This window comes from Nocardiopsis endophytica (genome assembly GCF_027706725.1).
Classification (GTDB): Bacteria; Actinomycetota; Actinomycetes; order Streptosporangiales; family Streptosporangiaceae; genus Nocardiopsis_A; species Nocardiopsis_A endophytica.
The window spans coordinates 1-21,641 of the sequence record NZ_JAQFWQ010000080.1; the positions used below are offsets into that span (position 1 = coordinate 1).

Genomic DNA, 21,641 nt, shown 5'->3' on the forward strand with positions numbered 1-21,641 from the left:
GCGGAGGGGCCCGGCGCCCGGCAGGCAGGGCCGAGAACCACCCCGCTGTCGCCGTCGCTGCCATCTCCGGCGACCACGCACACGCCTCACGGTCGACAGCGCTGCGGCGTGGGCCGCCGACCTTCGTCGTCGCTGCCCTTGCGACCTTGCACCCCGGCGGCCCGCCGCCCGGCCAGGGCCCTTGAGCGGGGTACCTGATCAGCCGTCCGCCCGGACTACTAGCGACCTGCCGGACGGCAGGCAGCGCCCGGGAACCGCCTGGCTGTCGCCGTCGCCGCCCAACACGGTGACCACGCACACGCGCCGTGCCCGACAGCGCTGCCGCAAGGGCCGGCGGCCTTCGTCGCTGCCCCTGCGACCTTGCACTCCGGTGGCCTGCCGCTCGGCTGGTGTCCGTGAGCGGGGTATCACCCCAGCCGTCCGGCCCCCCGGACCGCGAGGGGCCCACCGCCCGGCCGGGAGTGGTGACGGGGGCTGCCTCGGTGCAGGGGTGGGATCCACCGCTCGACCGGAGGTGCGGGTGTCCCGGCGGCTGGTCAGGCGATGCGGGGGTTGATCTCCTCCGCGGCCTTGCGGTCGAGTTTCTGGCTGATCACCTGGGAGATGCCGTCGCCCTGCATCGTCACGCCGTACAGGGCGTCGGCCGCCTCCATCGTGCGCTTCTGGTGGGTGATCACGATCAGCTGGGACGACTCGCGCAGCTCCTCGAAGATCACCAGGAGGCGCTGGAGGTTGGTGTCGTCCAAGGCCGCCTCGACCTCGTCCATCACGTAGAACGGCGACGGGCGGGCCTTGAAGATCGCGGCGAGGAAGGCCACCGCGGTCAGCGACCGCTCCCCTCCCGACAGCAGGGACAGGCGCTTGACCTTCTTGCCCGGCGGGCGCGCCTCCACCTCGACGCCGGTGGAGAGCATGTCCTCGGGCTCGGTCAGCACCAGCTTGCCCTCGCCGCCCGGGAACAGGCGGCCGAAGATCTTCGCGAACTCCCGCTCCACGTCCGAGAAGGCCGCCGTGAACACCTCCTGCACCCGGTCGTCCACCTCCTTGACGACGGTGAGCAGGTCGCGCTTGGTCTTCTTCAGGTCCTCCAGCTGGGCGTTGAGGAACGCGTGCCGCTCCTCCAGGGCCGCGAACTCCTCCAGCGCCAGCGGGTTGATCTTCCCGAGCCGGTTGAGGTTCCTCTCGGCCTCCTTGAGGCGCTTCTCCTGCACCTCGCGGACGTAGGGCACCGGCACCGCGGCGTCCCCCTCGGCGTCCGCCGGGGGCGGGACCGGCACGTCGGGCCCGTACTCGGCGAGCAGCACCGGCACCTCGACGCCCAGCTCCTCCACGGCGCGGGTGTGCATCTGCTCCAGGCGCATGCGGCGCTCGGCCCGCGCCACCTCGCTGCCGTGCACGCTGTTGACCAGCTTCTCCAGCTCCACCGACAGCTCCCGGACCCGGGCGCGCACGGTCTTGAGCTCGGCCTCCTGCTCCTGGCGGCGGCGGTCGGCCTCGGCCCTCACCCGCTCGGCGTCGGCCAGCGACCGCTCGATGCGCTCCAGCGCCAGCCGCGCCGCCTCGGCCACCGCCTCGGCGACCCGCGCCTGCTCGGCGCGGACGCGGCGGCGGCGCGCCGCCCGCTCGCGGGCCTCCCGCTCGGCCTGGGCCTGGCGCATCAGCCCGGCGGCCCGCCCCTCGATGGAGCGCACCCGCTCCTCGGCGGTGCGCACCGCCAGCCGGGCCTCCATCTCCGCCTGGCGGGCCTCGGAGGACTCCCGGGCCAGCTCGTCGCGGCGCCCGGTGTCGGGCTCGTCGTCCTCGTCGGGCTCGGCCTCGGCGGCGGCGAGCCGCTGCTCCAGGTCGGCGAGCTTGTCCAGCTCTGCCTGGCGCCCCGCGGCGGCCTTGGCGGCGGCGGCCGCGTACCGCTCCACCTCGGCCTCGGCGGACCGGGCCTGGCCGCCCAGCTTGCCCAGGCGCTGGGCCAGCTCGTTGCGGCGCTTGTCGCCCTCCCTGCGGCGCGTCCCCAGCTCCTCGACCCTGGCGGCGGCGCCGGCCCGGCGCTCCTGGGCCGCGGCCAGGGCGTCGCCCGCCTCCCGGCACGCGTCGTCGGCGGCGGCGATGCGCTCGGCGGCCTCGTCGACGGCGGCCTGCACCTCCAGCACGCTGGGCGCGGCGGCCGAACCGCCGTGGACCAGCGCCCCGCCGAACAGGTCCCCCTCCGGGGTGACGCAGGTCAGCGCGGGGTCGGCGGCGGCGATCCGGAGCGCCTGCGCGGCGTCGGCGGCCAGCACGGTCCGGTCCAGCAGCGCGGTGACCGCGTCGGCCAGGCGGTCGGGGGCGGTCACCGCGTCGCGGGCGTAGCGGCACCCCTCGGGCGGCTCGGGCCATTCGACGCGCGGGACGGCGGGGCGGGCCCGGGCGAGGACCACGCCCGCGCGCCCGGCGTCGTTCTCCTTGAGCAGGGCGAGGGCCGCCTCGGCGCCGTCGTCCCCCTGCACGGCCACGCCCTCGGACGCCGCCCCGAGGGCGGCGGCGACGGCGGTCTCGTGCCCCGGCTCGACGTCCACGAGCTCGGCCATGGCGCCGATCGCGCCGGGCAGCGCGTCCCCGGCGGCGAGCAGGGCCGCGGCACCGTCCTTGCGCTCCAGGCCCATCTCCAGGGCCTCCTTGCGAGCGGCCAGCGCGGCGCGCTCCCGCTCGGCGGTGCGCTCGGCGTCGCGCAGCCGGGCCAGCTCGGCGTCGGCCTGCTCCAGGTCGGACCGGGCCTGCTCCAAGGCGCCGTCGAGTTCGGCGTCGCCCTCCTCCAGGCCCTCGGAGGCCTCGGCCGCCTCCTCGTACTCCATCTGGGCGGTCTCGGCGCGCTCGCGGGCCTCGGCCGCGGACTCGTCGAGCCGCTGGACCTCGGCCTCGCCCGCGGCCAGGCGCCCGCGCACGGCGTCGACCTGCCCGCGCAGGCGGACCAGGCCCTCCCTGCGGTCGGCGGCGGCGCGCGCGGCGGCGGCGATCCGCTTCTCCTCGGCCTCCAGGGAGGATTCGGCCTCGGTGCGGACGCGGACGGCCTCGTCCAGCCCTTCGCGGGCCTCCTCCAGGCGGAACCGGAGGGCCTCCTCCTGGGCGGCGGCCTCCTCGGCCTCCTGCTCCAGCTCCTCCGGGTCGGGGCCGCCGCGCCCCTCCTCGGGGGCGGCGGCGAGGTTGCGGTGGCGCTCGGCGGCCAACCCGGCGACCGCGCCGAGCCGCTCCCTCAGCCGGGACAGCCCGTGGTAGGCCTCCTGGGCGCGGCTGAGGGCGGGGGCGGAGCGGGCTGCGTCCTCCTCCAGGACGGACTCCCGCTCCTGCGCCTCGCTCAGCGACCGCTCGGCGGCCTCCCTGCGGCGGCGCACCTCGGCCTCGTCGGCCTCCTCCTTCTCCAGCTCGTTCGTGAGCGTGGCGATGTCGTCGGCCAGCAGGCGCAGGCGCGCGTCGCGCAGGTCGGCCTGGATGACCTGGGCCTTGCGGGCGAGCTCGGCCTGGCGCCCCAGCGGCTTGAGGCGGCGGCGCAGCTCGGCCGTCAGGTCGGTGACGCGGTCCAGGTTGCCCTGCATCGCGTCCAGCTTCCGCAGCGCCTTCTCCTTGCGCTTGCGGTGCTTGAGGATGCCCGCGGCCTCCTCGATGAGGGCCCGCCGCTCCTCGGGGCCGGCGTGCAGGACCGTGTCGAGCTGGCCCTGGCCGACGATGACGTGCATCTCACGGCCGATGCCCGAGTCGCTGAGCAGGTCCTGGATGTCCAGCAGGCGGCAGGTGTCGCCGTTGATGGCGTACTCCGAGCCGCCGTTGCGGAACATCGTCCGCCTGATGGTGACCTCGGTGTAGTCGATCGGCAGGGCGCCGTCGGAGTTGTCGATGGTCAGGGAGACCTCGGCGCGCCCCAGCGCCGGGCGGGAGGACGTTCCCGCGAAGATCACGTCCTCCATCTTGCCGCCGCGCAGGCTCTTGGCCCCCTGCTCGCCCATCACCCACGCGAGGGCGTCGACCACGTTGGACTTGCCCGAGCCGTTGGGCCCCACCACACAGGTGATCCCGGGCTCGAAGCGCAGGGCGGTGGCGGAGGCGAAGGACTTGAAGCCGCGCAGCGTCAGGTTCTTCAGGTACACCCCGCGTCCCCTCCGGCCTCGGCGTCACCGGTGCTCCCGGTTCCGGTCCGGATTTCGGACCGGCGGTCTCAAGGGTGCCACGAGACGCGGAGGAAAACGGCCGCATTCGGCCCGAGAGTCGCCCCCTGCGGCGAGGATTGTGCGATATCACCGGGGGTACACCCCCGGGTGAGGACAGCGGAGCCGCGGAGAGGACGGGAAGAGTATCCCCTTGGAGTGCACCCAAGGGACGCCTGTGCTGCCGGCGCCGGAACGGCGGCCGGGGCGTCCCTTATCCCGAGTGCGTCAGGGTCGTGAATTACGCGAGCGCGGGCTCGCGGTCGGTCGCGCCGACGGCGACATCGGCGACGGACGCGGAGAGTTGGTCGTTGCGCGCCTGGAGCCGACCGATCTCGTCTTCGAGGTCGCGTACCCGCTGCTGCAGTCGTCGCATCTCCTGAACCATACGAGGGTCAGGACCGCCGACGTGGCCGAGTAGAGCCTTCGCCATGATGTGGGTCCTCCACACTGAGTGACCAGATGAGGTTCACACGCATATGAGCCACGAGCAGGATCGCGCCACCCGCCTCGTGGGTGGAATCGGAGCGCGGTCTGCCTTCCAGAGTCTCACCGCGGACGTCACTGGTCAAGGTTGCACGGAACTGTCGGTAACCGCACTGTGACCTGGACAGGACACAGCGCACGACCCGCACAGGGGCACCCCTTTCCCGCCTTGCGGGAAGCGTTGCGGGGGGCGCCCGCGAATCGCGTCACCCTCCCAGGATACTCAACGCTCGGCGAACCCTGTGTAGGAACCCCGGTACTGCGCCCACGTCTCCACGACCCCGTCCACGCGGCCCGGGGTCGCACCCCCTTTGAGCTGCGAGAGGAGCTCCTCACACCGTTCGCGCGGCCCTTCCGCGACGACCTCGACGCGCCCGTCGGGCAGGTTGGTCGCCGCGCCGGCGAGCCCCAGCTCCAGCGCGCGGGCGCGGGTCCACCACCGGAACCCCACGCCCTGCACGCGCCCGCGCACCCACGCCGTCATCCGCGCGGGGTCCGCCGCGTCCTGCCCGGTCTCCCCCATGGCCGGTCCCTCCTCGCTCACCTGGTCACGCCCGCGCCGCACCCGCGCCCCGCGGCCGGGGCTGGCAGCGCGGGCAGCTGAAGGAGGAGCGGTTCATGAACGCGTCCCGGCGGATGGGTGTGGCGCACCGCTCACACGGCTCGCCGCGCCGCCCGTAGGCCTTGAGCCCGCGCTCGAAGTACCCGCTCTCCCCGTTGACGTTCACGTACAGCCCGTCGAAGGAGGTCCCGCCCTCCTTGAGGGCCTCGCGCAGCACCTCGCGCACCTGCTCCAGCAGCAGCGAGACCTGCGCCCTCTTCAGCCCGGACGCCGGCCGCGCCCAGTGCAGCCGCGCGCGCCACAGCGCCTCGTCGGCGTAGATGTTCCCGATTCCGCTGACCAGCGACTGGTCCAGCAATGCGCGCTTGACCTCGGTGCGCTTGCGGCGCAGCGCGGCGGCGAAAGCGTCCTCGTCGAACAGCGGGTCCAGGGGATCGGGTGCGATGTGCGCCACGACGTCGGGCACCACGCCCCCGTCCGGCGCCTCCACCAGCGGGGCCACCATCAGGTGCCCGAAGGTGCGCTGGTCGGCGAAGCGCAGTTCGCGGCCGTCTCCGGGCAGCGGGAGCCGCACCCGCAGGTGCCGCTCGGCCGGGGCGCCCTGCGGCTGCACCAGCAGCTGGCCGCTCATCCCCAGGTGCGCCAGCAGCGCATCACCGGAGTCCAGCGTCAGCCACAGGTACTTGCCGCGCCGGGCGGCGCCTTCGGCGGTGCGGCCGGACAGGCGGTCGGCGAAGTCGTGTGGGCCCGCCGCGTGGCGGCGCACCGAGCGGGGGTGCAGCACCTCGACGCCGTCGAAGACGCGGCCCACCACCCAGCGCTCGACACCGCCCCGGACGACCTCGACCTCGGGGAGCTCGGGCACCGGGACCTACCCCTGGGCGTCGGTCGAGGCGGACTCCGAGCGGGCGCGGATGGCCTTCCAGGCCGACTCGGCGGCCTGCTGCTCGGCCTCCTTCTTGCTGCGGCCCTCCCCGGCGCCGTAGTCGGTGCCGGCCACCCGCACCGTGGCGCGGAAGGTCTTCTGGTGGTCGGGGCCGCTCTCGTCCACGTGGTACTCGGGCACCCCGAGCATCTCCGAGGCGGTCAGCTCCTGCAGCGAGGTCTTCCAGTCCAGCCCGGCGCCGAGCCCGGAGGCGGTGGAGATGAGCGGGTCGAAGAGCCGGTGCACCAGCTCGGAGGCGGTGTCCAGGCCGCGGTCGAGGTAGACCGCGCCGATGATGGCCTCCAGGGTGTCGGCGAGGATGGAGGACTTGTCGCGCCCGCCGGTGCCCTCCTCGCCGCGGCCCAGCCGGATGTAGCCGCCGATGCCCAGGCCGCGCGCGACGTCGGCCAGGGCGCGCATGTTCACCACGGCGGCGCGCAGCTTGGCCAGCTGCCCCTCGGGCAGGTCGGGGTGCTCGCGGAAGAGCGTGTCGGTGACGATCAGCCCGAGCACCGAGTCGCCGAGGAACTCCAGGCGCTCGTTGGTGGGCAGGCCGCCCTTCTCGTAGGCGTAGGAGCGGTGCGTCAGCGCCCGCGCCAGGACCTCGCCGTCGATTTCCACGCCGATGGCCCTGTGGAACTCCTTGGCCTCGGCCGCACTGATCTGAAAGGACACCGGACGCTCACTCCCTAGATCCACGGCGGCCCACGCCCCCGGCCGGGGCACGCGGCCGCTTCCGAGCCGTCCAGGGTCGCTCGAAGCCGTGGTGGCCGCCGCTGTGCGGCGGGGCGCCGGGCGCCGCACCGCCATCGGCGGCCACCACGACCTCGGGATGGGCCCGAATCGGCGCGAAGTCAAGCTTATTCGAGGTTGTCGGGCGGGGGGCGGCCCAGCCCAAAAGGCGGGTCCCCTCCCGGGTGCCCCCGGGAGAGGACCCGCCGCGCGCGCACGCTAGGCCGGGTTGACGACCTGGCGGTTGTTGTAGGTGCCGCACGTCGGGCAGGCCTGGTGCGGGACCTTCGGGTCGCGGCAGCGGGGGCAGTTCACCAGCGACGGGCGCTTCGCCTTCCACTGGGAACGGCGCATGCGGGTGTTGGCCCGCGACATCTTCCGCTTCGGGACGGCCACTTCAATCCTCCTGGGTCACCCCCGCGGCGCGGGAGCTCACTTACCGGTACCCCCGCCGGTCGCGGGGAAGAACTAGCTGTCGCCCGAATCCAGGCCCAGCTTGCGCAGCGCCTCCCACCGGGGATCGACGCGCTCGCCGTGGCCGTGGTCGGCGCCGGCCTCGGCGAGTTTGACGCCGCACTCGGCGCACAGGCCGGGGCAGTCGTCCCGGCAGAGCGGCGAGAGCGGCAACGCGAGCACGGTCGCGTCGCGGACGACCTGCTCCAAGTCGAGCAGGTCGCCCTCAAGATAGTAGTCCTCTTCGTCGGCGTCCGCGTCCGCGCCCTCCTCGGGCCGGCCGTAGGCGTCCTCGTCCGGGTAGTGGAAGAGCTCCTGGAAGTCCGACTCGAAAGAGGCCGACACCGGGTCCAGGCAGCGCCCGCACTCCCCCTCGTAGCGGGCCCGGGCCGTGCCGGTCGCCAGCACCCCCTCCAGCACCGCCTCGAGCCGGAAGTCCAGCTCGATGTCGGAGCCCTCGGGGACCGATGCCGTGCCGACCGCCAGCGACGCGGGCGCGGGCACCATGCGGACCATGGTGCGCATGCTGCCGGGCTGGCGCCCCAGCGGCCGGGTGTCGACCGCGAACGGGGACCGGGGATCGATACGAGTCAGTGTGATCGTGCCTTCGGTACGGTCGGCCGGGGCCGACGCGGGTGGTCGCCTTGACGTGGCCGCGGCCCCTTCCCCGCGCGCCGTACGCGCGGAGGAGGGACCGCGGTCAAACCGTCAGTCTAGCGATCCGGCAGGTCGCGCCCAAATCGCCCGGGCGCCTCAGCCGCGCTCGGCGTACTTGGCGCGCAGCCGGTCCCGCACGTACGGGGTGACCAGCCCGTCGACGTCGCCGCCGTACTGGGCGACCTCCTTGACCAGGCTGGAGCTGAGGAAGGAGTACTGCGGGTTGGCCGTGAGGAAGACGGTCTCCACCTCGGCCAGCCGGTAGTTCATCTGGGCGATCTGCAGCTCGTAGTCGAAGTCGCTGACCGAGCGGAGGCTGCGGACGATCATCGCGATGCCGTTGTCCCGGCAGTAGTCGACGAGCAGCCCGTCGAAGGTGTCGACGGTGACGTTGTCGAACGGCTTGACGCTCTCCTGGAGCATGTCGAGCTTCTCGTCGACGCCGAACAGCCCGCGCTTGTTGACGTTGGTCAGCACGGCGGCCACGACCTCGTCGAACTGCCGGGCGGCCCGGCCGATGATGTCGATGTGGCCGTTGGTCACCGGGTCGAACGACCCGGAGCACACGACGCGTCGCACGGTGACCGCTCCTTCCTGCCGGGCGGGGCGCTGCCCCCTCTACCCGGGATCATCCCCCTCGGCAGGGGCGTGTTCGGGACGACTCGCGGCGCGACCGTACCAAAGCGCCGCCTCGCCGTACCGCCGCACCCGGGTCCCTTCGAACCCGCGGGGCCACTCCTGGTCGGAGCCGCGCGCGGGGCGCTCCAGCACGACCAGCGCGTCGGGGGCGAGCCAGCCCCGGTCGCGCAGGGCGGCCAGGACCGCGCCCACCTCGTCGTCGCCGACCGCGTACGGCGGGTCGGCGACCACCAGGTCGTAGGGCCCTCCGCCGGGGCCGCGCTCCAGTACCCGGGCGACCTTGTCGGCGGCCAGCTCGGCGCCGGGCAGGCCCAGGGAGGCGATGTTGCGCCGGACGACGGCGGCGGCCCTGCGGTCGGACTCGACCATGAGGGCGTGCGCGGCGCCGCGGGAGAGCGCCTCCAGCCCGATCGCCCCCGACCCGGCGTACAGGTCGAGCACCCGCAGCCCGTCCAGCGGCCCGAGCTCGGACTGCACGGAGGCGAAGAGCGCCTCGCGGGCGCGGTCGCTGGTGGGCCGGGTGGTGCGGCCGTCGGGGACGGCGAGGCGGCGTCCCCCCGCCGTACCGGCGATGATGCGGGTCATGCCGTAGACCGTACCGGGGCGGGGGCGACGGCGGCCGAGGCTAGGCCTTCTCCAGGAAGTCGGCGCGGTCCTCGCCCAAGAGTTCGTCGAGGGCGGCCGACAGGGGCGGGTGCGAGGACAGCTCCGGGTCGCGTTCGACCAGGCCGGCCGCCTCGGCACGGGCCTCGCCGATGAGCTCCTCGTCGCGGAGCAGGGTGAGCATCCGCAGCGACGAGCGCCGGCCCGACTGGGCGCCGCCGAGCACGTCGCCCTCGCGGCGCTGCTCCAGGTCGACCCTGGACAGCGCGAACCCGTCGGTGGTGGAGGCCACCGCGTCCAGCCGCTGCCGGGACGGGCCGCCCTCCTCGGCCTCGGTGACCAGCAGGCACAGCCCCGGCAGGCTCCCGCGGCCCACCCGGCCGCGCAGCTGGTGGAGCTGGGAGACGCCGAACCGGTCGGCGTCCATGATCGCCATCACCGTGGCGTTGGGCACGTCCACGCCCACCTCGATCACGGTGGTGGCCACCAGCACGTCGGTCTCCCCCGCGGCGAAGCGGCCCATGACCGCCTCCTTCTCCTCCGGGGCGAGCCGCCCGTGCAGCACCTCCACCCGCAGTCCGGACAGCGGCCCCTCGGCGAGGGTGCGGGCCACCTCCAGCACCGCCAGCGGGGGGCGGCGCGCCTCCTCGCCCTCGTCCGGGGCGGGCGCGGCGGCCCCCTCCTCGTCCCCGTCGCCGTCGCCGCCGATGCGCGGGCAGACGACGTAGGCCTGGCGCCCCTGGGCGGCCTCCTCGCGGATGCGCTCCCAGGCGCGGTCGAGGAAGTGCGGCTTGTCGCGGGCGGGCACCACGTGGGTGGCGATGGGCGCGCGCCCGGCGGGCAGCTGGTCCAGGGCGACCACGTCCAGGTCGCCGTAGACGGTCATGGCCACCGTGCGCGGGATCGGCGTGGCGGTCATCACCAGCACGTGCGGGCGGCCGTCGGCGGCCTTCTCGCGCAGGGCGTCGCGCTGCTCGACGCCGAAGCGGTGCTGCTCGTCGACCACGACGAGGCCCAGGTCGGCGAAGGAGACGTGCTCCTGCAGCAGGGCGTGGGTGCCCACGATGATCCCGGCCTGCCCGGAGGCGGCCTCCAGCAGCGCCTCGCGCCGGGCGGCGGCGCCCTGGGAGCCGGTGAGCAGCGCCACCCGGGTGGCGTTCTCGGCCCCGCCGAGCAGCCCGCCCTCGGCCAGTGGGCCCAGCATCCGGGTGATGGAGCGGTGGTGCTGCTGGGCGAGGACCTCGGTGGGGGCGAGCAGCGCGGCCTGGCCCCCGGCGTCGACCACCTGGAGCATGGCGCGCAGCGCCACCAGGGTCTTGCCCGCGCCGACGTCGCCCTGGAGCAGCCGGTGCATCGGGTGGGCGGAGTCCAGGCCGGCGGCGATCACCTCGCCGACCTCCTTCTGCCCGGCGGTCAGCTCGAAGGGCAGCTCGGCGTCGAAGGCGTCGAGCAGGCCGCCGGAGGCGCGCGGCCGCGGGCGGGCGGGAACGTCGGCGGCGGCCGCACGCCGCTGGGCCAGGGCGAGCTGCAGCACGAAGGCCTCGTCCCACTTGAGGCGCTTGCGGGCGCGGCCGATGTCGTCGCCGTCGGCGGGGCGGTGGATCTTCTCCAGGGCCTCGCCGATGCCGACCAGGCGGTGCCGCTCGCGCAGGTCGGGCGGGAGCGGGTCGGCGAACCCCCCGCCGCCGTCGGCCTGGTCCAGCAGGGTGGCCACGCAGCGGGCGATGGTCATCGAGGTCAGGCCCTTGGTGGCCGGGTAGACGGGGATGGGGCGGTCGGCGAACTCGCGGGCGCGGTCGTCGCCGGTGCCGTCGTCGGGCAGCATCTCGTAGACCGGGTGCGCGAGCTGCTTCTTGCCGCGGTAGGTGGAGACCTTTCCGGCGAACATGCCGCGCCGCCCCGGGCGCAGCTCCTTGAGGTGGTACCCGGCGTTGTGGAAGAAGGCCAGGGTGAGCCGCCCGGTGCCGTCGGTGATCACCACCTCCAGCAGGCTGCGGGGGCGCCCGCGGCCGCCGCCGCGCAGGTCGCGCTTGGTGGCGCTGAGCACCTCGGCCACCACCGTGGCCTGCTCGCCCTCGGCCAGCGCGGCCAGGTCGGTCAGCTCGCCCCGGTAGGCGTACCGGCGCGGGTAGTGCCGCAGCAGGTCGCCCGCGGTGTGCAGGTCGAGCTCGGCGGCGAACTTCTTGGCCGCGGCCGCGCCCTGGGTGGTGCGCAGCGGCTCGTCCCAACTGATCACCGGTGTTCCTCCCGTCGCGCAGGTCCGCCGGACACCTACCGTAGGACCTCCCTGCGACGTGCGGGGGCGCGCCGCCCGGAGGGGTCCGGGACCGGGGCCGATGCGGCACCGGACCGGCGGGGGGCCGGGCCGGGCTATAATCGGAGCACGCACCGCCGTCCCGGGTCCGGCCGGATCCGTCGGGACGCCGCCGCGGGCGGCCGATCGGGCGGTGCGGGCACGGGCCCTTCGGGGGCGTCCGCTCCGTTTAGCGGCCGCCCTGGGCATCGTGTACGCTTCCACGGTTGGCGCACCGCGCCGACCTGCATGATCATCAGACCTCTCTCGGGTCGACCAGCACGCGTGCGGAGCGCATGCGGGCCCGAGCGCTTGAATGGAGTTACCGTGGCTTCCGTCTGCGACGTCTGCGGCAAGGGCCCAGGGTTCGGTAACAGTGTCTCCCACTCGCACCGCCGCACCCGCCGCCGCTGGAACCCCAACATCCAGACCGTGCGCACCCGCGTGGGCGGTACGCCCAAGCGCCTGAACGTGTGCACCTCCTGCATCAAGGCGGGCAAGGTCGACCGCTGAACCGCGGGCGGTTCCGACCGCCGACGCGCTCACGCATGGACGGAGGGCGCCGCAGCCGGTGATCCGGCGCGGCGCCCTCCGTTTTGTTCGGTGAACGCCGCCCCTCGGCGTTGTCCTCTGGAAAAGCGCCCCTGAGAGCGGACCGGTAGCGTCGTTCCCCCCGGGGTCAACGCCGGGCACACCCGCCTGTCCGTGCGCATTCCTGCAGGGGGCGGGCTTACAGGGAGCAGGGGTTCCCGTTGAAGGTGCAGCTGCTGGGCGCCTGTGCGGTGCCCTCGGCGGTGAAGGTGACGTCGACCGACTCCCCCGGCGCCAGGCCGCCGTCCGAGGCGGGCGCCCGGGCCACCACGCCGTCGCCGGTGGCCTCCCAGTCCACGTCCCAGGCGGAGGTGACCGTCGCCCCGTCGAACCCCAGCACCAGCTCCCAGCCCTCCAGGGCGGTCGAGCCGGTGTTGGTGAGGGTGACCCTGCCGGTGAAGGCCGTGGCGGAGGACTCGACGGTGGTGTAGCTCAGGTTCGCCGGGGCGCCTGCGGCGTCCTCCTCGGCGCGGGCCTCCCCGCCCTCGGAGTCCTGGGTGCTCGGCCCGGCGGAGGGGCCTGCGGGGGTGGTGCCGTGCTCGACGGGCGGCTCGCTGAACCGGAGGTAGATCTGGGTGGTGCTGTAGCCGAAGAGCACGAGCCCGACGGTGACCCCGGAGATCAGCAGCACGCTCAGCAGCCGGGGCGGGCGGACCCTCTTGGGCACGGTGCTGCCCAGCATCAGGCCCACGGTCCTCAGCGGGCCGGAGTCCTCGGGCTCGGAGCGGTGCGCACCGCGCCGGCCGCCGCCGGACCCGCTTCTGCGCCCCATAACGAACAGCCTTCCGATCCACGCTCCGTCCCCCGCCCCGCACAGGCGGCGCGGGGCGCCAGCTTAGCGTGATTTACCCCCCAAACCCGACTCTCTCACCCCGCCCGCACGACCGCCCCCTTCGCCCCTCCTCCCTCTGTTTCGGCCGCGGACCCCTCTGTCACCGGCCGAAATGGTCCCAACCGCCGCCCGTGGGCGGCCCTCCGTCGACGGTGACACCCGGCCCTTCGGGGGCGGCCTCGCGCACCGCCCCGATGACCGACCAGCCGTCCGGCGGGGCGGCCCCGGGCGGGAAGGCGGCGGCCAGCGCGTGGTCCTCCCCTCCGGACACCATCAGGTCGGCGGCGGCCTCCCGGGGCGGGCGCCCCGCTCCCCCTGCGGGGTGGCCCGATGCGGCCAGCATTTCCACGGCGGAGAGCAGCCCCGGCGCCGGGTCGAGGGCGTCGCGCCGGATGTCGATGCCGACACCTGAGGCGGCGGCGATGTGTCCGAGGTCCTGGGCGAGCCCGTCGCTCACGTCGAGCATGGCCCGCGCCCCCGCCAGGGCGGCGCGGGGCCCCTGCGCATAAGGCGGGGCGGGGCGCCGGTGCTCGGTCACCGCGGCGCGCGCGGCGTCCTCGCCGGCCAGCCCCGCCTGGAACAGCGCCAGGCCCGCGGCCGACAGCCCCAGGGGGCCGGCGACGGCGATGCGGTCGCCCGGCCGTGCTCCGCTCCTGCGCACCGAGCAGGCGCCGTCCAGGGAGCCCAGGGCGGTGACGGAGACGGTGAGCGTGGGGGATCCGACGGTGTCGCCGCCCACGACCGTGCAGCCGACGGTGGCGCACTCCTCGCGCACGCCTTCGGCGAACTCCTCCGCCCACGCGAGGGGGAGGTCCTTGGGCGCGGCCAGGCCGATGAGGAGCGCGGTGGTCCGCGCACCCATTGCCGCGATGTCGGCGGCGTTCTGCGCGACGGCCTTGTGGCCGATGTCGCGCGCGCTGGACCAGTCGAGCCGGAAGTGCCTCCCCTCGACGAGTACGTCGGTGCTGGCCACCACGCGCTGATCTGCGGCGGAGACGATCGCGGCGTCGTCTCCCGGCCCGAGGATTACATCGTCCGTCTCAGGGAATCTGGCCGTCACGCGCGCGATCAGGCCGAATTCGCCCAGGTCCCCAATGGTGCTCGACACAGCCCTCAGGGTACGGTGACCAATCCGGCGCAGTGGTCTAGACCCGCGCGCACCCCATCAACAGCGGCGCGTGGCCGTAATCGGACGCCGCCGCTCCGTCCGCGTGTTCTCTGGGTGATCTGGGAGGGTTCCACCGTGGTGCAGGCCTATGTTCTGGTGCAGACCGAGGTCGGCAGGGCCGGGGATCTGGCGGAGCTCATCCGCGGGATCGACGGAGTCCGCGAGGCCGACGACGTGACGGGCCCCTACGATGTGATCGTGCGCGCACAGGCCGAGGACATCGACGCGCTGGGGCGGCTCGTGGTCGCCCGCATCCAGCGCCTTGAGGGCATCGCGCGCACGCTGACCTGCCCGATCGTGCAGATCTGAGCGAGCGAGGACCCGGGAGGGCCGATGCACAGGCGAGCGGCGGGAGCCGCGGCGGGGACGGTCCTGGTGCTGGCGGCCGGCTGCACCGGGGGCGCCGTCGAGGTCCCCGTCCCCGAGCCGGACGAGGAGACGGCGGCGCTCTGCGAAGCGTTGGCCGAGCGGCTCCCCGAGACCCTGTACGACCAGGAGCGCGTCGCCACGGACCCCGACTCCCCCCTGGTGGCGGCCTGGGGCGACCCGGTGATCGCGATGCGCTGCGGGGTGGAGCGGCCCGAGGCCTACCGCCCCGACGCCGAGCTGACGGTGGTCGACGGGGTGGCGTGGCTGCCCGAGCCGGAGGACGAGCCGACGATGTACACGTCCATGGCGCGCGAGGCCTACGTCGAGGTGTCGGTCCCGGCCTCCTACGGGGCGCCCGCCCAGGGGCTGGTGGCGATCAGCGAGGCGATCGCGGCCGAGATCCCGGAGCTGCCCCCGGGCGAGTACTGACCCGGAGCCGCCCCGCCCGCCCCGGCCATGAGGTCTCGGTCACCCCGCGCGCCCTCCGCGCGGCGCCCCCGGAGCGGGCACGGCCGCTCCCCCGGTGCGCAAGGGCACCGGAAAACTCCGCATCACCCCTGGTAAAGAGCGGCCCGCCGGTACTGCGCCGACGGGCCGCGCCCGTCTAGCGTCGTCCCGGGGCCCGGTGCGCGGGCTCCCCGGCCGCGATACCCCGGTGGAACTACTACATGGCGTAGCACTACGCTGTGTCGTACTACGGCTCGTCGATCCGGTTCCCCCGGACCGCCGGCCGCGTCCATCGGTCCATTGCCGACAGGAGAGGCGCATGGAAGCACTCGACCTGGCACGGTGGCAGTTCGGTATCACCACGATCTACCACTTCCTGTTCGTCCCGCTGACGATCGGCCTGTCGGTCATCGTCGCCTCCCTGCAGACCGCCTGGTACCGGACCGGCAGGCACGAGTACCTGCGGGCCACCAAGTTCTTCGGCAAGCTCTTCCTGATCAACTTCGCCATGGGCGTGGTCACCGGGATCGTGCAGGAGTTCCAGTTCGGCATGAACTGGAGCGAGTACTCCCGGTTCGTCGGCGACGTGTTCGGGGCGCCGCTGGCCATGGAGGCGCTGCTGGCGTTCTTCCTGGAGTCCACCTTCATCGGGCTGTGGATCTTCGGGTGGGACCGGCTCCCCCGCGGCGTGCACCTGGCCTGCATCTGGCTGGCCGCGATCGGCACCAACCTGTCGGCCTACTTCATCCTGGCCGCCAACGCCTGGATGCGGCACCCGGTCGGGTTCACCGTCAACCCCGAGAACGGCCGCACCGAGCTGACCAGCATCTGGGCGGTGCTCTCCAACACCCAGGCCTGGTCCACCTACCTGCACGTGGTCTCGGCCGCCTTCATCACCGCCGGCATGTTCGTCGCCGCCGTCAGCGCCTTCAAGCTCTGGCGCAGCCGCCGCCACGGCGACACCGGGAACAAGGGCGTGGCGCCGCCCAAGGGCGACCACGAGCTGTTCCGCAAGACGCTGCGCGCGGGCATGGTCGTCACGCTGCTGGCCGGGGTCGTGGTCGTCTACTCCGGCGACCACCAGGCCAAGCTCGCCGCCGAGTACGAGCCGATGAAGCTCGCCGCCGCCGAGGCCCACTGGGAGACCGAGGAGGGCGCGCCCTTCTCCACCTTCGCCGTCGGCGACACCGACAGCGGCGTCAACACCATCGACATCACCATCCCCCGCGTGCTGAGCTTCCTGGCCACCGGCACCATCGACGGCACCGTCCAGGGCATGAACGACCTGCAGGAGCAGTACAACGAGGAGTACGCCGAGTACGGGGACGTGAACTACATCCCCAACGTGTTCATCATGTACTGGTCGTTCCGCCTGATGATCGGGTTCGGCCTGTTCGGCGTCGCGGTGTCGGCGCTGGGGCTGTGGCTGACCCGACGGCGGCGGCTGCCCAGGACCCGCTGGTTCTACTACGCCGCCATCGCCGCCCTGCCGGCCGCGCTGGCCGCCAACATCCTCGGCTGGATCCTCACCGAGATGGGCCGCCAGCCCTGGACCGTGCACGGCGAGCTGCTGACCGCGATGAGCGTCTCCCCCGGGGTCAGCCTGGGCCAGGTCGCCTTCTCGCTCGCCGTGTTCACCCTCATCTACGGCGTCCTCGCCGTCGTCGAGGCCGGGCTGCTGTGGCGCTACGTCAAGGCCGGGCCCTCGCACATCGTCCCCGAGCCCGAAGAGGGCGAGGAGACCGGCGACGTCCCCGCGTTCGTGTACTGAGCCCCGCCGACACGGCGCCACGCGCTAGGAGACCTGAGACATGGATCTGGCAACCGTCTGGTTCCTCGCCATCGCGGTCCTGTGGACCGGCTACTTCATCCTGGAGGGGTTCGACTTCGGCGTCGGCATGCTCCTGCCCGTCCTCGGGCGGCGCGATGTCGACCGGCGGGTCATGATCAACGCGATCGGCCCGGTCTGGGACGGCAACGAGGTGTGGGTGATCACCGCAGGCGGCGCCATGTTCGCCGCCTTCCCCGCCTGGTACGCCACCGCCTTCAGCGGGTTCTACCTGCCGCTGCTGCTGATCCTGCTGGCGCTCATCGTGCGCGGGGTCGCCTTCGAGTACCGCGGCAAGGGCGACACCGACCGGTGGCGCGCCTGGTGGGACCGGGCGATCTTCTGGGGCAGCGCCGTTCCCGCCTTCCTGTGGGGGCTGGTCTTCGCCAACATCGTGCGCGGGATGCCCGTCGACGCCGACGAGATCCTCCGCGCCGGGCTGCTCTCCCTGCTCAACCCCTACGCGCTGCTGGGCGGCCTGACCACGCTGTCGCTGTTCGTCCTGCACGGGGCGCTGTTCCTCACCCTCAAGACCGGCCAGCCGGTGCGGGCCCGCGCCCGGACCGCGGCGCTGCGCGCCGCCGTCGTGGCGGTCCCGGCGGGGGCGGTGTTCCTGGTGTGGACGCAGCTGGCCCACGGCAAGGCCTGGACGTGGCCGGTCGTGGCCGCGGCGGCCGCCGCCCTGGTGGCGGGGGTGCTGCTGGCGCTGCGCGGCTCGGAGGGGCGCTCGTTCGCCTGCACCGCGGCGGCCATCGGGCTGGCGTCGGTGACGCTGTTCGGGTCGCTGTTCCCCGCCGTGCTGCCCTCCACCCTGGACCCGGCCTACGACCTGACCGTGGCCAACGCCTCCTCGGCGCCGTACACGCTGACCGTCATGAGCTGGGTGGCGGTGGTCTTCCTCCCGGTGGTGCTCGGCTACCAGGCCTGGAGCTACTGGGTCTTCCGCAAGCGGGTGACCCGGGAGCAGATCGAGCCGGTGCCCGCCTATGGTGGCGGTGGCGGACAGGGCTCCGGCCCCGCGTCCGCCGCCGAGTAGCGCGCCACCGAGCGGCGTCCGCCGCTCCACCGAAGGGATCCGAATGCGCCCCCTCGACCCGCGTCTGGTCCGGACGGCCGACGCCGTCCGCGTGCACCTGGCCGTCGCCGTGGCGAGCGGCCTGCTCACCACGGGCATGGTGCTCGCCCAGGCCTGGCTGCTGGCGTACACGATCGCCGGCGCCGCACGCGGGGCGGGTCTGGAGGCGCTCTCCTGGGCGATCACCGCCGTGGCCGCGGTGGCGATCGCCCGGGCGGCGCTGTCGTACGGCGCCGAGACCGCCGCCCTGCGCTCCGCCGCGCGCGCCAAGTCCCAGCTCCGCCGACGCCTGGTCGCCCACGTGACCGGCACCGGCGCCGGGCCGGGGGACGGCGCCCGCGCGGGGGCGAAGGACGGGCCGGGGGACTCGCCTCCCCCGGACGGCGGGACGGTCCGATCGTCAGGGGGGACCGTCACCGCCGGGACGGGTACGGCCGACGCCGGAGAGGTCGCCACGCTCGCCACGCGGGGCCTCGATGCGTTGGACGACTACTTCGCCCGGTATCTCCCGCAGTTGGTGCTGGCCGTGCTCGTCCCCCTGGCCGTGCTCGTCGTGGTGGCGGGCGCCGACTGGATCTCGGCGGCGGTCATCGCCGTCACCCTGCCCCTGATCCCCGTCTTCATGGCGCTGGTCGGCTGGCACACCCAGGAGCGCACGCAGCGCCGGTGGCGCCGCCTGAACCGGCTGGGCGGCCACTTCCTGGACGTGGTGGAGGGGCTGCCGACGCTGGCGGTCTTCCGCCGCACCAAGGCCCAGGCGCGCATCATCCGGCGGATGACCGACGAGCAGCGCTCCAGCACGATGGCGACGCTGCGCATCGCGTTCCTGTCGGCGTTCGTGCTGGAGCTTCTGAGCACCCTGTCGGTGGCGGTGGTCGCCGTGGAGATCGGCATCCGGCTGATGTACGGGATGCTCGACTACCAGACGGCGCTGCTCGTGCTGATCCTGGCGCCCGAGGCCTACCTGCCGCTGCGCGAGGTCGGCTCCCGGTTCCACGCCAGCATGGAGGGCGTGGCAGCGGCCGAGCAGGTCTTCAAGGAGCTGGACAAGCGCGCGGAGGGCGCCCCGCGCGCGCCCGAGCCGTCCCGGGACCGCACCGCCGACCTGCCCGACAGCGGCGTGGGGCTGCGCCTGGAGGGGGTCGGCCTGACCTACCCGGGCCGGGACGCCCCGGCGCTGGCCGGTGTCGACCTGGAGGTCCCCGCAGGACGGCGGATCCTGCTGGCCGGTCCCAGCGGGTCGGGGAAGAGCTCGCTGCTGTCGCTGCTGCTGCGCTTCATCGAGCCGACCGAGGGGCGGATCCTCGCCGTGCCCGCCGGCGCCGCCGAGGGCGTTCCCCTGGACGAGGCCGACCCCGCCGCGTGGCGGCGCCGACTGGCGTGGGTGCCGCAGCACCCCTACCTCTTCGACGACACCGTGGCCGGGAACATCCGGCTCGGCGCGCCGGACGCGGACGACGGGGCCGTGCGCCGGGCCGCCGAGCTGGCCGAGGCCGACGCCTTCATCCGGGAGCTGCCCGAGGGGTACGCCACCCCGCTGGGCGAGCGCGGCGCCCGCCTGTCGGCCGGACAGCGCCAGCGCGTCGCACTGGCGCGGGCGTTCCTGCGGGACGCGCCGGTGGTGCTGCTGGACGAGCCGACGGCGCACCTGGACCCCGAGAACGCGGCGGCGGTCCGGACGGCGGTCGCACGGCTGCTGGAGGGGCGCACCGGTGTCGTCGTGGCCCACGACACCGGGTGGGCCGAGCACGTTGACGAGACGGTCCCCGTCCGAGCGGGCCGCCTGGAGCGGGAGGCCCTCCGATGAGCACCGCCGACGTCTCCCCCGTGGCCGCCGAGGGCGCCGACGCCCCCGGCCGCGGCCGCGACCCGCTGGTGCGGATGGTCCTGCTGGCCTGGCCCCGGGGCAGCCGGTTCGCGCTCGGGGTCCTGCTCGGCTCGGTGGCCACCGGGTCGGCGGTGGCACTGCTGGGCATCGCCGCCTGGATGCTCGCCAAGGCGGCCGAGCACCCGCCGATCACCGCGCTGAGCGTGGCGATCGTGGCCACCCGCGCCCTGGGCGTCACCCGCGGGGTGGCGCGGTACCTGGAGCGGCTGGTCACCCACGACGCCGCCTTCCGCACCCTGGCCGACGTGCGGGTGAAGGTCTACGAGCGACTGGCCCGCACCGAACCCATCCGCCGCTTCCGCTCCGGCGACCTGGTCTCCCGCCTGGTCAGCGACACCGAGTCCACCCAGGACCTGCTCCTGCGGGGGCTCACGCCGCCGCTGATCGCGGTGGTGGCCGGCGGGGTGACCACGGCCGTGTGCACGGCGCTGCTGGTCCCCGGCGGGCTGGTGCTGGCCGCCGGGCTGCTCCTCACCGGGCTGGCGGTGCCGCTGGTCGCCGCGCGGCTCGGCCGGGCGCCCGGCGAGCGCCAGGCGGAGGCGCGCGGACGCCTGTCCACCTCCCTCGTCGACGCCCTGCACGGCGCCCCCGACCTGGTCGCCTACGGGGCCATGGACCGGGCGGTGCACCGGGTGGAGGAGGCCGACGCCGAGCTGACCCGTCTGGCCCGCCGGGACGCGGGGCTGCTGGGGTTCGGTGCCGGGGCGACCGCGCTGGTCACCGGCCTGACGGTGTGGGCGTCGCTGCTGCTGGGGGTGGCGGCGGTCGACGACGGGTCGCTGCACCCGGTGCCGCTGGCGGTGCTGGTGCTGACCACGCTGGCCGCGTTCGAGATCGTGCAGCCGCTGCCCGCGGTGGCGGCGCGGCTGGGGGCGCTGCGGGCCGGGGGTGCACGCCTGTTCGACGTGCTGGACACCCCGGCCATGGTGGAGCCGCCCGCCGAACCGGCCGCCCTGCCCGAGCCGCCCCCGGCCGACCTGCGGGTGCGGGGGCTGAAGGTGCGGTACGGCCCACAGGAGCCGTGGGCGCTGCGCGGCATCGACCTGGAGGTGCCCGCGGGGGCGAAGGTGGCGGTGCTGGGGCCCAGCGGCGCGGGGAAGAGCACGCTGGCGGAGGTGCTGCTGCGCTTCCGGGACCCCGACGCGGGGGGCGTGGAGCTCGGCGGCGGCGACCTGGTCGGCTACGACCGGGACGACGCACGGCGGGCGATCGGGGGCGTGCCGCAGGACCCGCACGTGTTCGCCTCCACCCTGCGGGAGAACCTACGGCTGGCCCTGCCAGAGACCGGCCCCGCCGGGAACGGGGACGCCGACAGCAGCGGGGACACCGACAACGGCCAACACACCGATGGCGGCGACGAGCGGCTGTGGGAGGCCTTGGAGCGGGCGCGCCTGGCCGACGAGGTCCGGGCGATGCCGCACGGGCTCGACACCGAGGTGGGAGTGCACGGCACCCGGCTGAGCGGCGGCATGCGCAGCCGCCTGGCAATGGCCCGGGCGGTGCTGGCGGCGCCGAGGATCCTGGTCCTGGACGAGCCGACGGCGCACCTGGACCCCGACACCCGGGACGCGGTCATGGCCGACGTCCTGGACGCGGCGGACGCCGAAGGGTTCTCGACCCTGCTGATCACCCACGACCTGGCGGGCCTGGAGCGGATGGACCGCATCTACGTGCTCTCCGAGGGCCGCGTCCTCCAGGAGGGCACCCCCCATGAGCTGGCCGAGCAGGATGGCTGGTACCGCGACGCCCTGCGCCTGGGGAGCTGACCCGGTCTCATCTCAAGGGCCCCGACCAGGCGGCAGGCCGATGGGACGCCAAGGCAGAGGTCGGCAGCCCATGCTGCAGCGCTGCCGACCGCCGGGCGTGTGCGTGGTCACCGTGATGGGCGGCGACGGAGTGAGCGGGGCGGTTCCCCGACCCCACC

The 21,641-nt window shown here is 74.4% G+C and carries 19 protein-coding genes; 7 read left to right on the forward strand and 12 right to left on the reverse strand.

The annotated features are described in order from the left end of the window. Nucleotides 1–536: 536 nt before the first annotated feature. The 10 genes from smc to recG all read right to left on the reverse strand — a co-directional run bounded on the left by smc (nt 537) and on the right by recG (nt 11,462). Entirely contained in the window at nt 537–4,112 is a 3,576-nt protein-coding gene (smc, locus tag O4J56_RS22750) for a chromosome segregation protein SMC (RefSeq protein WP_270688510.1), read from the reverse strand. 298 nt (nt 4,113–4,410) lie between these two features. Further along, the gene (locus tag O4J56_RS22755) at nt 4,411–4,602 is read right to left on the reverse strand and encodes a hypothetical protein (RefSeq protein ID WP_270688511.1); all 192 of its coding nucleotides are present in this window, start codon (nt 4,600–4,602) and stop codon (nt 4,411–4,413) included. Between the two features lie 276 nt (nt 4,603–4,878). Then, nucleotides 4,879–5,178, reverse strand: a complete 300-nt coding sequence (locus tag O4J56_RS22760; protein WP_270688512.1) for an acylphosphatase — start codon at nt 5,176–5,178, stop codon at nt 4,879–4,881. A gap of 25 nt (nt 5,179–5,203) precedes the next feature. Beyond that, nucleotides 5,204–6,082 (reverse strand): bifunctional DNA-formamidopyrimidine glycosylase/DNA-(apurinic or apyrimidinic site) lyase, encoded by an 879-nt coding sequence (gene mutM, locus O4J56_RS22765; RefSeq protein WP_270688513.1) that lies wholly within the window; start codon nt 6,080–6,082, stop codon nt 5,204–5,206. Between the two features lie 6 nt (nt 6,083–6,088). After that, nucleotides 6,089–6,817, reverse strand: coding sequence for a ribonuclease III (rnc, locus tag O4J56_RS22770; RefSeq protein WP_270688514.1), 729 nt, complete (start codon nt 6,815–6,817; stop codon nt 6,089–6,091). Between the two features lie 276 nt (nt 6,818–7,093). After that, the gene (gene rpmF, locus O4J56_RS22775; RefSeq protein WP_270688515.1) at nt 7,094–7,270 is read right to left on the reverse strand and encodes a 50S ribosomal protein L32; all 177 of its coding nucleotides are present in this window, start codon (nt 7,268–7,270) and stop codon (nt 7,094–7,096) included. 72 nt (nt 7,271–7,342) lie between these two features. After that, complete coding sequence (locus O4J56_RS22780) at nt 7,343–7,927, reverse strand: YceD family protein (RefSeq protein WP_270688536.1); 585 nt, start codon at nt 7,925–7,927, stop codon at nt 7,343–7,345. Between the two features lie 153 nt (nt 7,928–8,080). Then, nucleotides 8,081–8,563, reverse strand: a complete 483-nt coding sequence (gene coaD, locus O4J56_RS22785; RefSeq protein WP_270688516.1) for a pantetheine-phosphate adenylyltransferase — start codon at nt 8,561–8,563, stop codon at nt 8,081–8,083. Nucleotides 8,564–8,602: 39 nt separating this feature from the next. After that, nucleotides 8,603–9,208 (reverse strand): 16S rRNA (guanine(966)-N(2))-methyltransferase RsmD, encoded by a 606-nt coding sequence (gene rsmD / locus O4J56_RS22790; RefSeq protein ID WP_270688517.1) that lies wholly within the window; start codon nt 9,206–9,208, stop codon nt 8,603–8,605. Between the two features lie 40 nt (nt 9,209–9,248). Next, a complete protein-coding gene (gene recG, locus O4J56_RS22795) occupies nt 9,249–11,462 on the reverse strand; it encodes an ATP-dependent DNA helicase RecG (RefSeq protein WP_270688518.1) in 2,214 nt (737 codons plus the stop codon). 384 nt (nt 11,463–11,846) lie between these two features. Here recG and rpmB point away from each other — a divergent pair, with 384 nt between their 5' ends. Beyond that, on the forward strand, nt 11,847–12,032 hold the full coding sequence (gene rpmB, locus O4J56_RS22800; protein ID WP_270688519.1) for a 50S ribosomal protein L28: 186 nt from the start codon (nt 11,847–11,849) through the stop codon (nt 12,030–12,032). 217 nt (nt 12,033–12,249) lie between these two features. Here the strand turns inward: rpmB and O4J56_RS22805 are convergent, their stop codons facing one another. Then, nucleotides 12,250–12,882, reverse strand: a complete 633-nt coding sequence (locus tag O4J56_RS22805; RefSeq protein WP_270688520.1) for a cellulose binding domain-containing protein — start codon at nt 12,880–12,882, stop codon at nt 12,250–12,252. A 160-nt stretch (nt 12,883–13,042) separates the two neighbouring features. Then, nucleotides 13,043–14,050 (reverse strand): thiamine-phosphate kinase, encoded by a 1,008-nt coding sequence (locus tag O4J56_RS22810; RefSeq protein ID WP_270688521.1) that lies wholly within the window; start codon nt 14,048–14,050, stop codon nt 13,043–13,045. Between the two features lie 135 nt (nt 14,051–14,185). Between O4J56_RS22810 and O4J56_RS22815 the strand changes: the two genes are divergently transcribed. From O4J56_RS22815 to cydC, 6 genes are all read left to right on the forward strand, one after another. Beyond that, nucleotides 14,186–14,419, forward strand: a complete 234-nt coding sequence (locus O4J56_RS22815; protein ID WP_270688537.1) for an Lrp/AsnC family transcriptional regulator — start codon at nt 14,186–14,188, stop codon at nt 14,417–14,419. 24 nt (nt 14,420–14,443) lie between these two features. Continuing rightward, on the forward strand, nt 14,444–14,908 hold the full coding sequence (locus O4J56_RS22820; protein ID WP_270688522.1) for a DUF3515 domain-containing protein: 465 nt from the start codon (nt 14,444–14,446) through the stop codon (nt 14,906–14,908). Between the two features lie 337 nt (nt 14,909–15,245). Beyond that, nucleotides 15,246–16,697: a cytochrome ubiquinol oxidase subunit I gene (locus tag O4J56_RS22825; RefSeq protein ID WP_270688523.1), complete on the forward strand. Its 1,452-nt coding sequence runs from the start codon at nt 15,246–15,248 to the stop codon at nt 16,695–16,697. 40 nt (nt 16,698–16,737) lie between these two features. After that, on the forward strand, nt 16,738–17,790 hold the full coding sequence (cydB, locus tag O4J56_RS22830) for a cytochrome d ubiquinol oxidase subunit II (RefSeq protein ID WP_270688524.1): 1,053 nt from the start codon (nt 16,738–16,740) through the stop codon (nt 17,788–17,790). Nucleotides 17,791–17,833: 43 nt separating this feature from the next. Then, nucleotides 17,834–19,636, forward strand: coding sequence for a thiol reductant ABC exporter subunit CydD (gene cydD / locus O4J56_RS22835; protein WP_270688526.1), 1,803 nt, complete (start codon nt 17,834–17,836; stop codon nt 19,634–19,636). Then, complete coding sequence (gene cydC / locus O4J56_RS22840; RefSeq protein WP_270688527.1) at nt 19,633–21,483, forward strand: thiol reductant ABC exporter subunit CydC; 1,851 nt, start codon at nt 19,633–19,635, stop codon at nt 21,481–21,483. The genes cydD and cydC overlap by 4 nt, the downstream gene beginning before the upstream one ends. Nucleotides 21,484–21,641 lie beyond the last annotated feature (158 nt).

Coding starts and splice junctions, on each gene's coding strand:
- O4J56_RS22755 (WP_270688511.1), bottom strand. CDS start 4,602: ATGGCGAAGGCTCTACTCGGCCACGTCGGCGGTCCTGACCCTCGTATG.
- O4J56_RS22760 (WP_270688512.1), bottom strand. CDS start 5,178: ATGGGGGAGACCGGGCAGGACGCGGCGGACCCCGCGCGGATGACGGCG.
- rsmD (WP_270688517.1), bottom strand. CDS start 9,208: ATGACCCGCATCATCGCCGGTACGGCGGGGGGACGCCGCCTCGCCGTC.
- O4J56_RS22805 (WP_270688520.1), bottom strand. CDS start 12,882: ATGGGGCGCAGAAGCGGGTCCGGCGGCGGCCGGCGCGGTGCGCACCGC.
- O4J56_RS22820 (WP_270688522.1), top strand. CDS start 14,444: ATGCACAGGCGAGCGGCGGGAGCCGCGGCGGGGACGGTCCTGGTGCTG.
- O4J56_RS22825 (WP_270688523.1), top strand. CDS start 15,246: ATGGAAGCACTCGACCTGGCACGGTGGCAGTTCGGTATCACCACGATC.
- cydB (WP_270688524.1), top strand. CDS start 16,738: ATGGATCTGGCAACCGTCTGGTTCCTCGCCATCGCGGTCCTGTGGACC.
- cydD (WP_270688526.1), top strand. CDS start 17,834: ATGCGCCCCCTCGACCCGCGTCTGGTCCGGACGGCCGACGCCGTCCGC.
- cydC (WP_270688527.1), top strand. CDS start 19,633: ATGAGCACCGCCGACGTCTCCCCCGTGGCCGCCGAGGGCGCCGACGCC.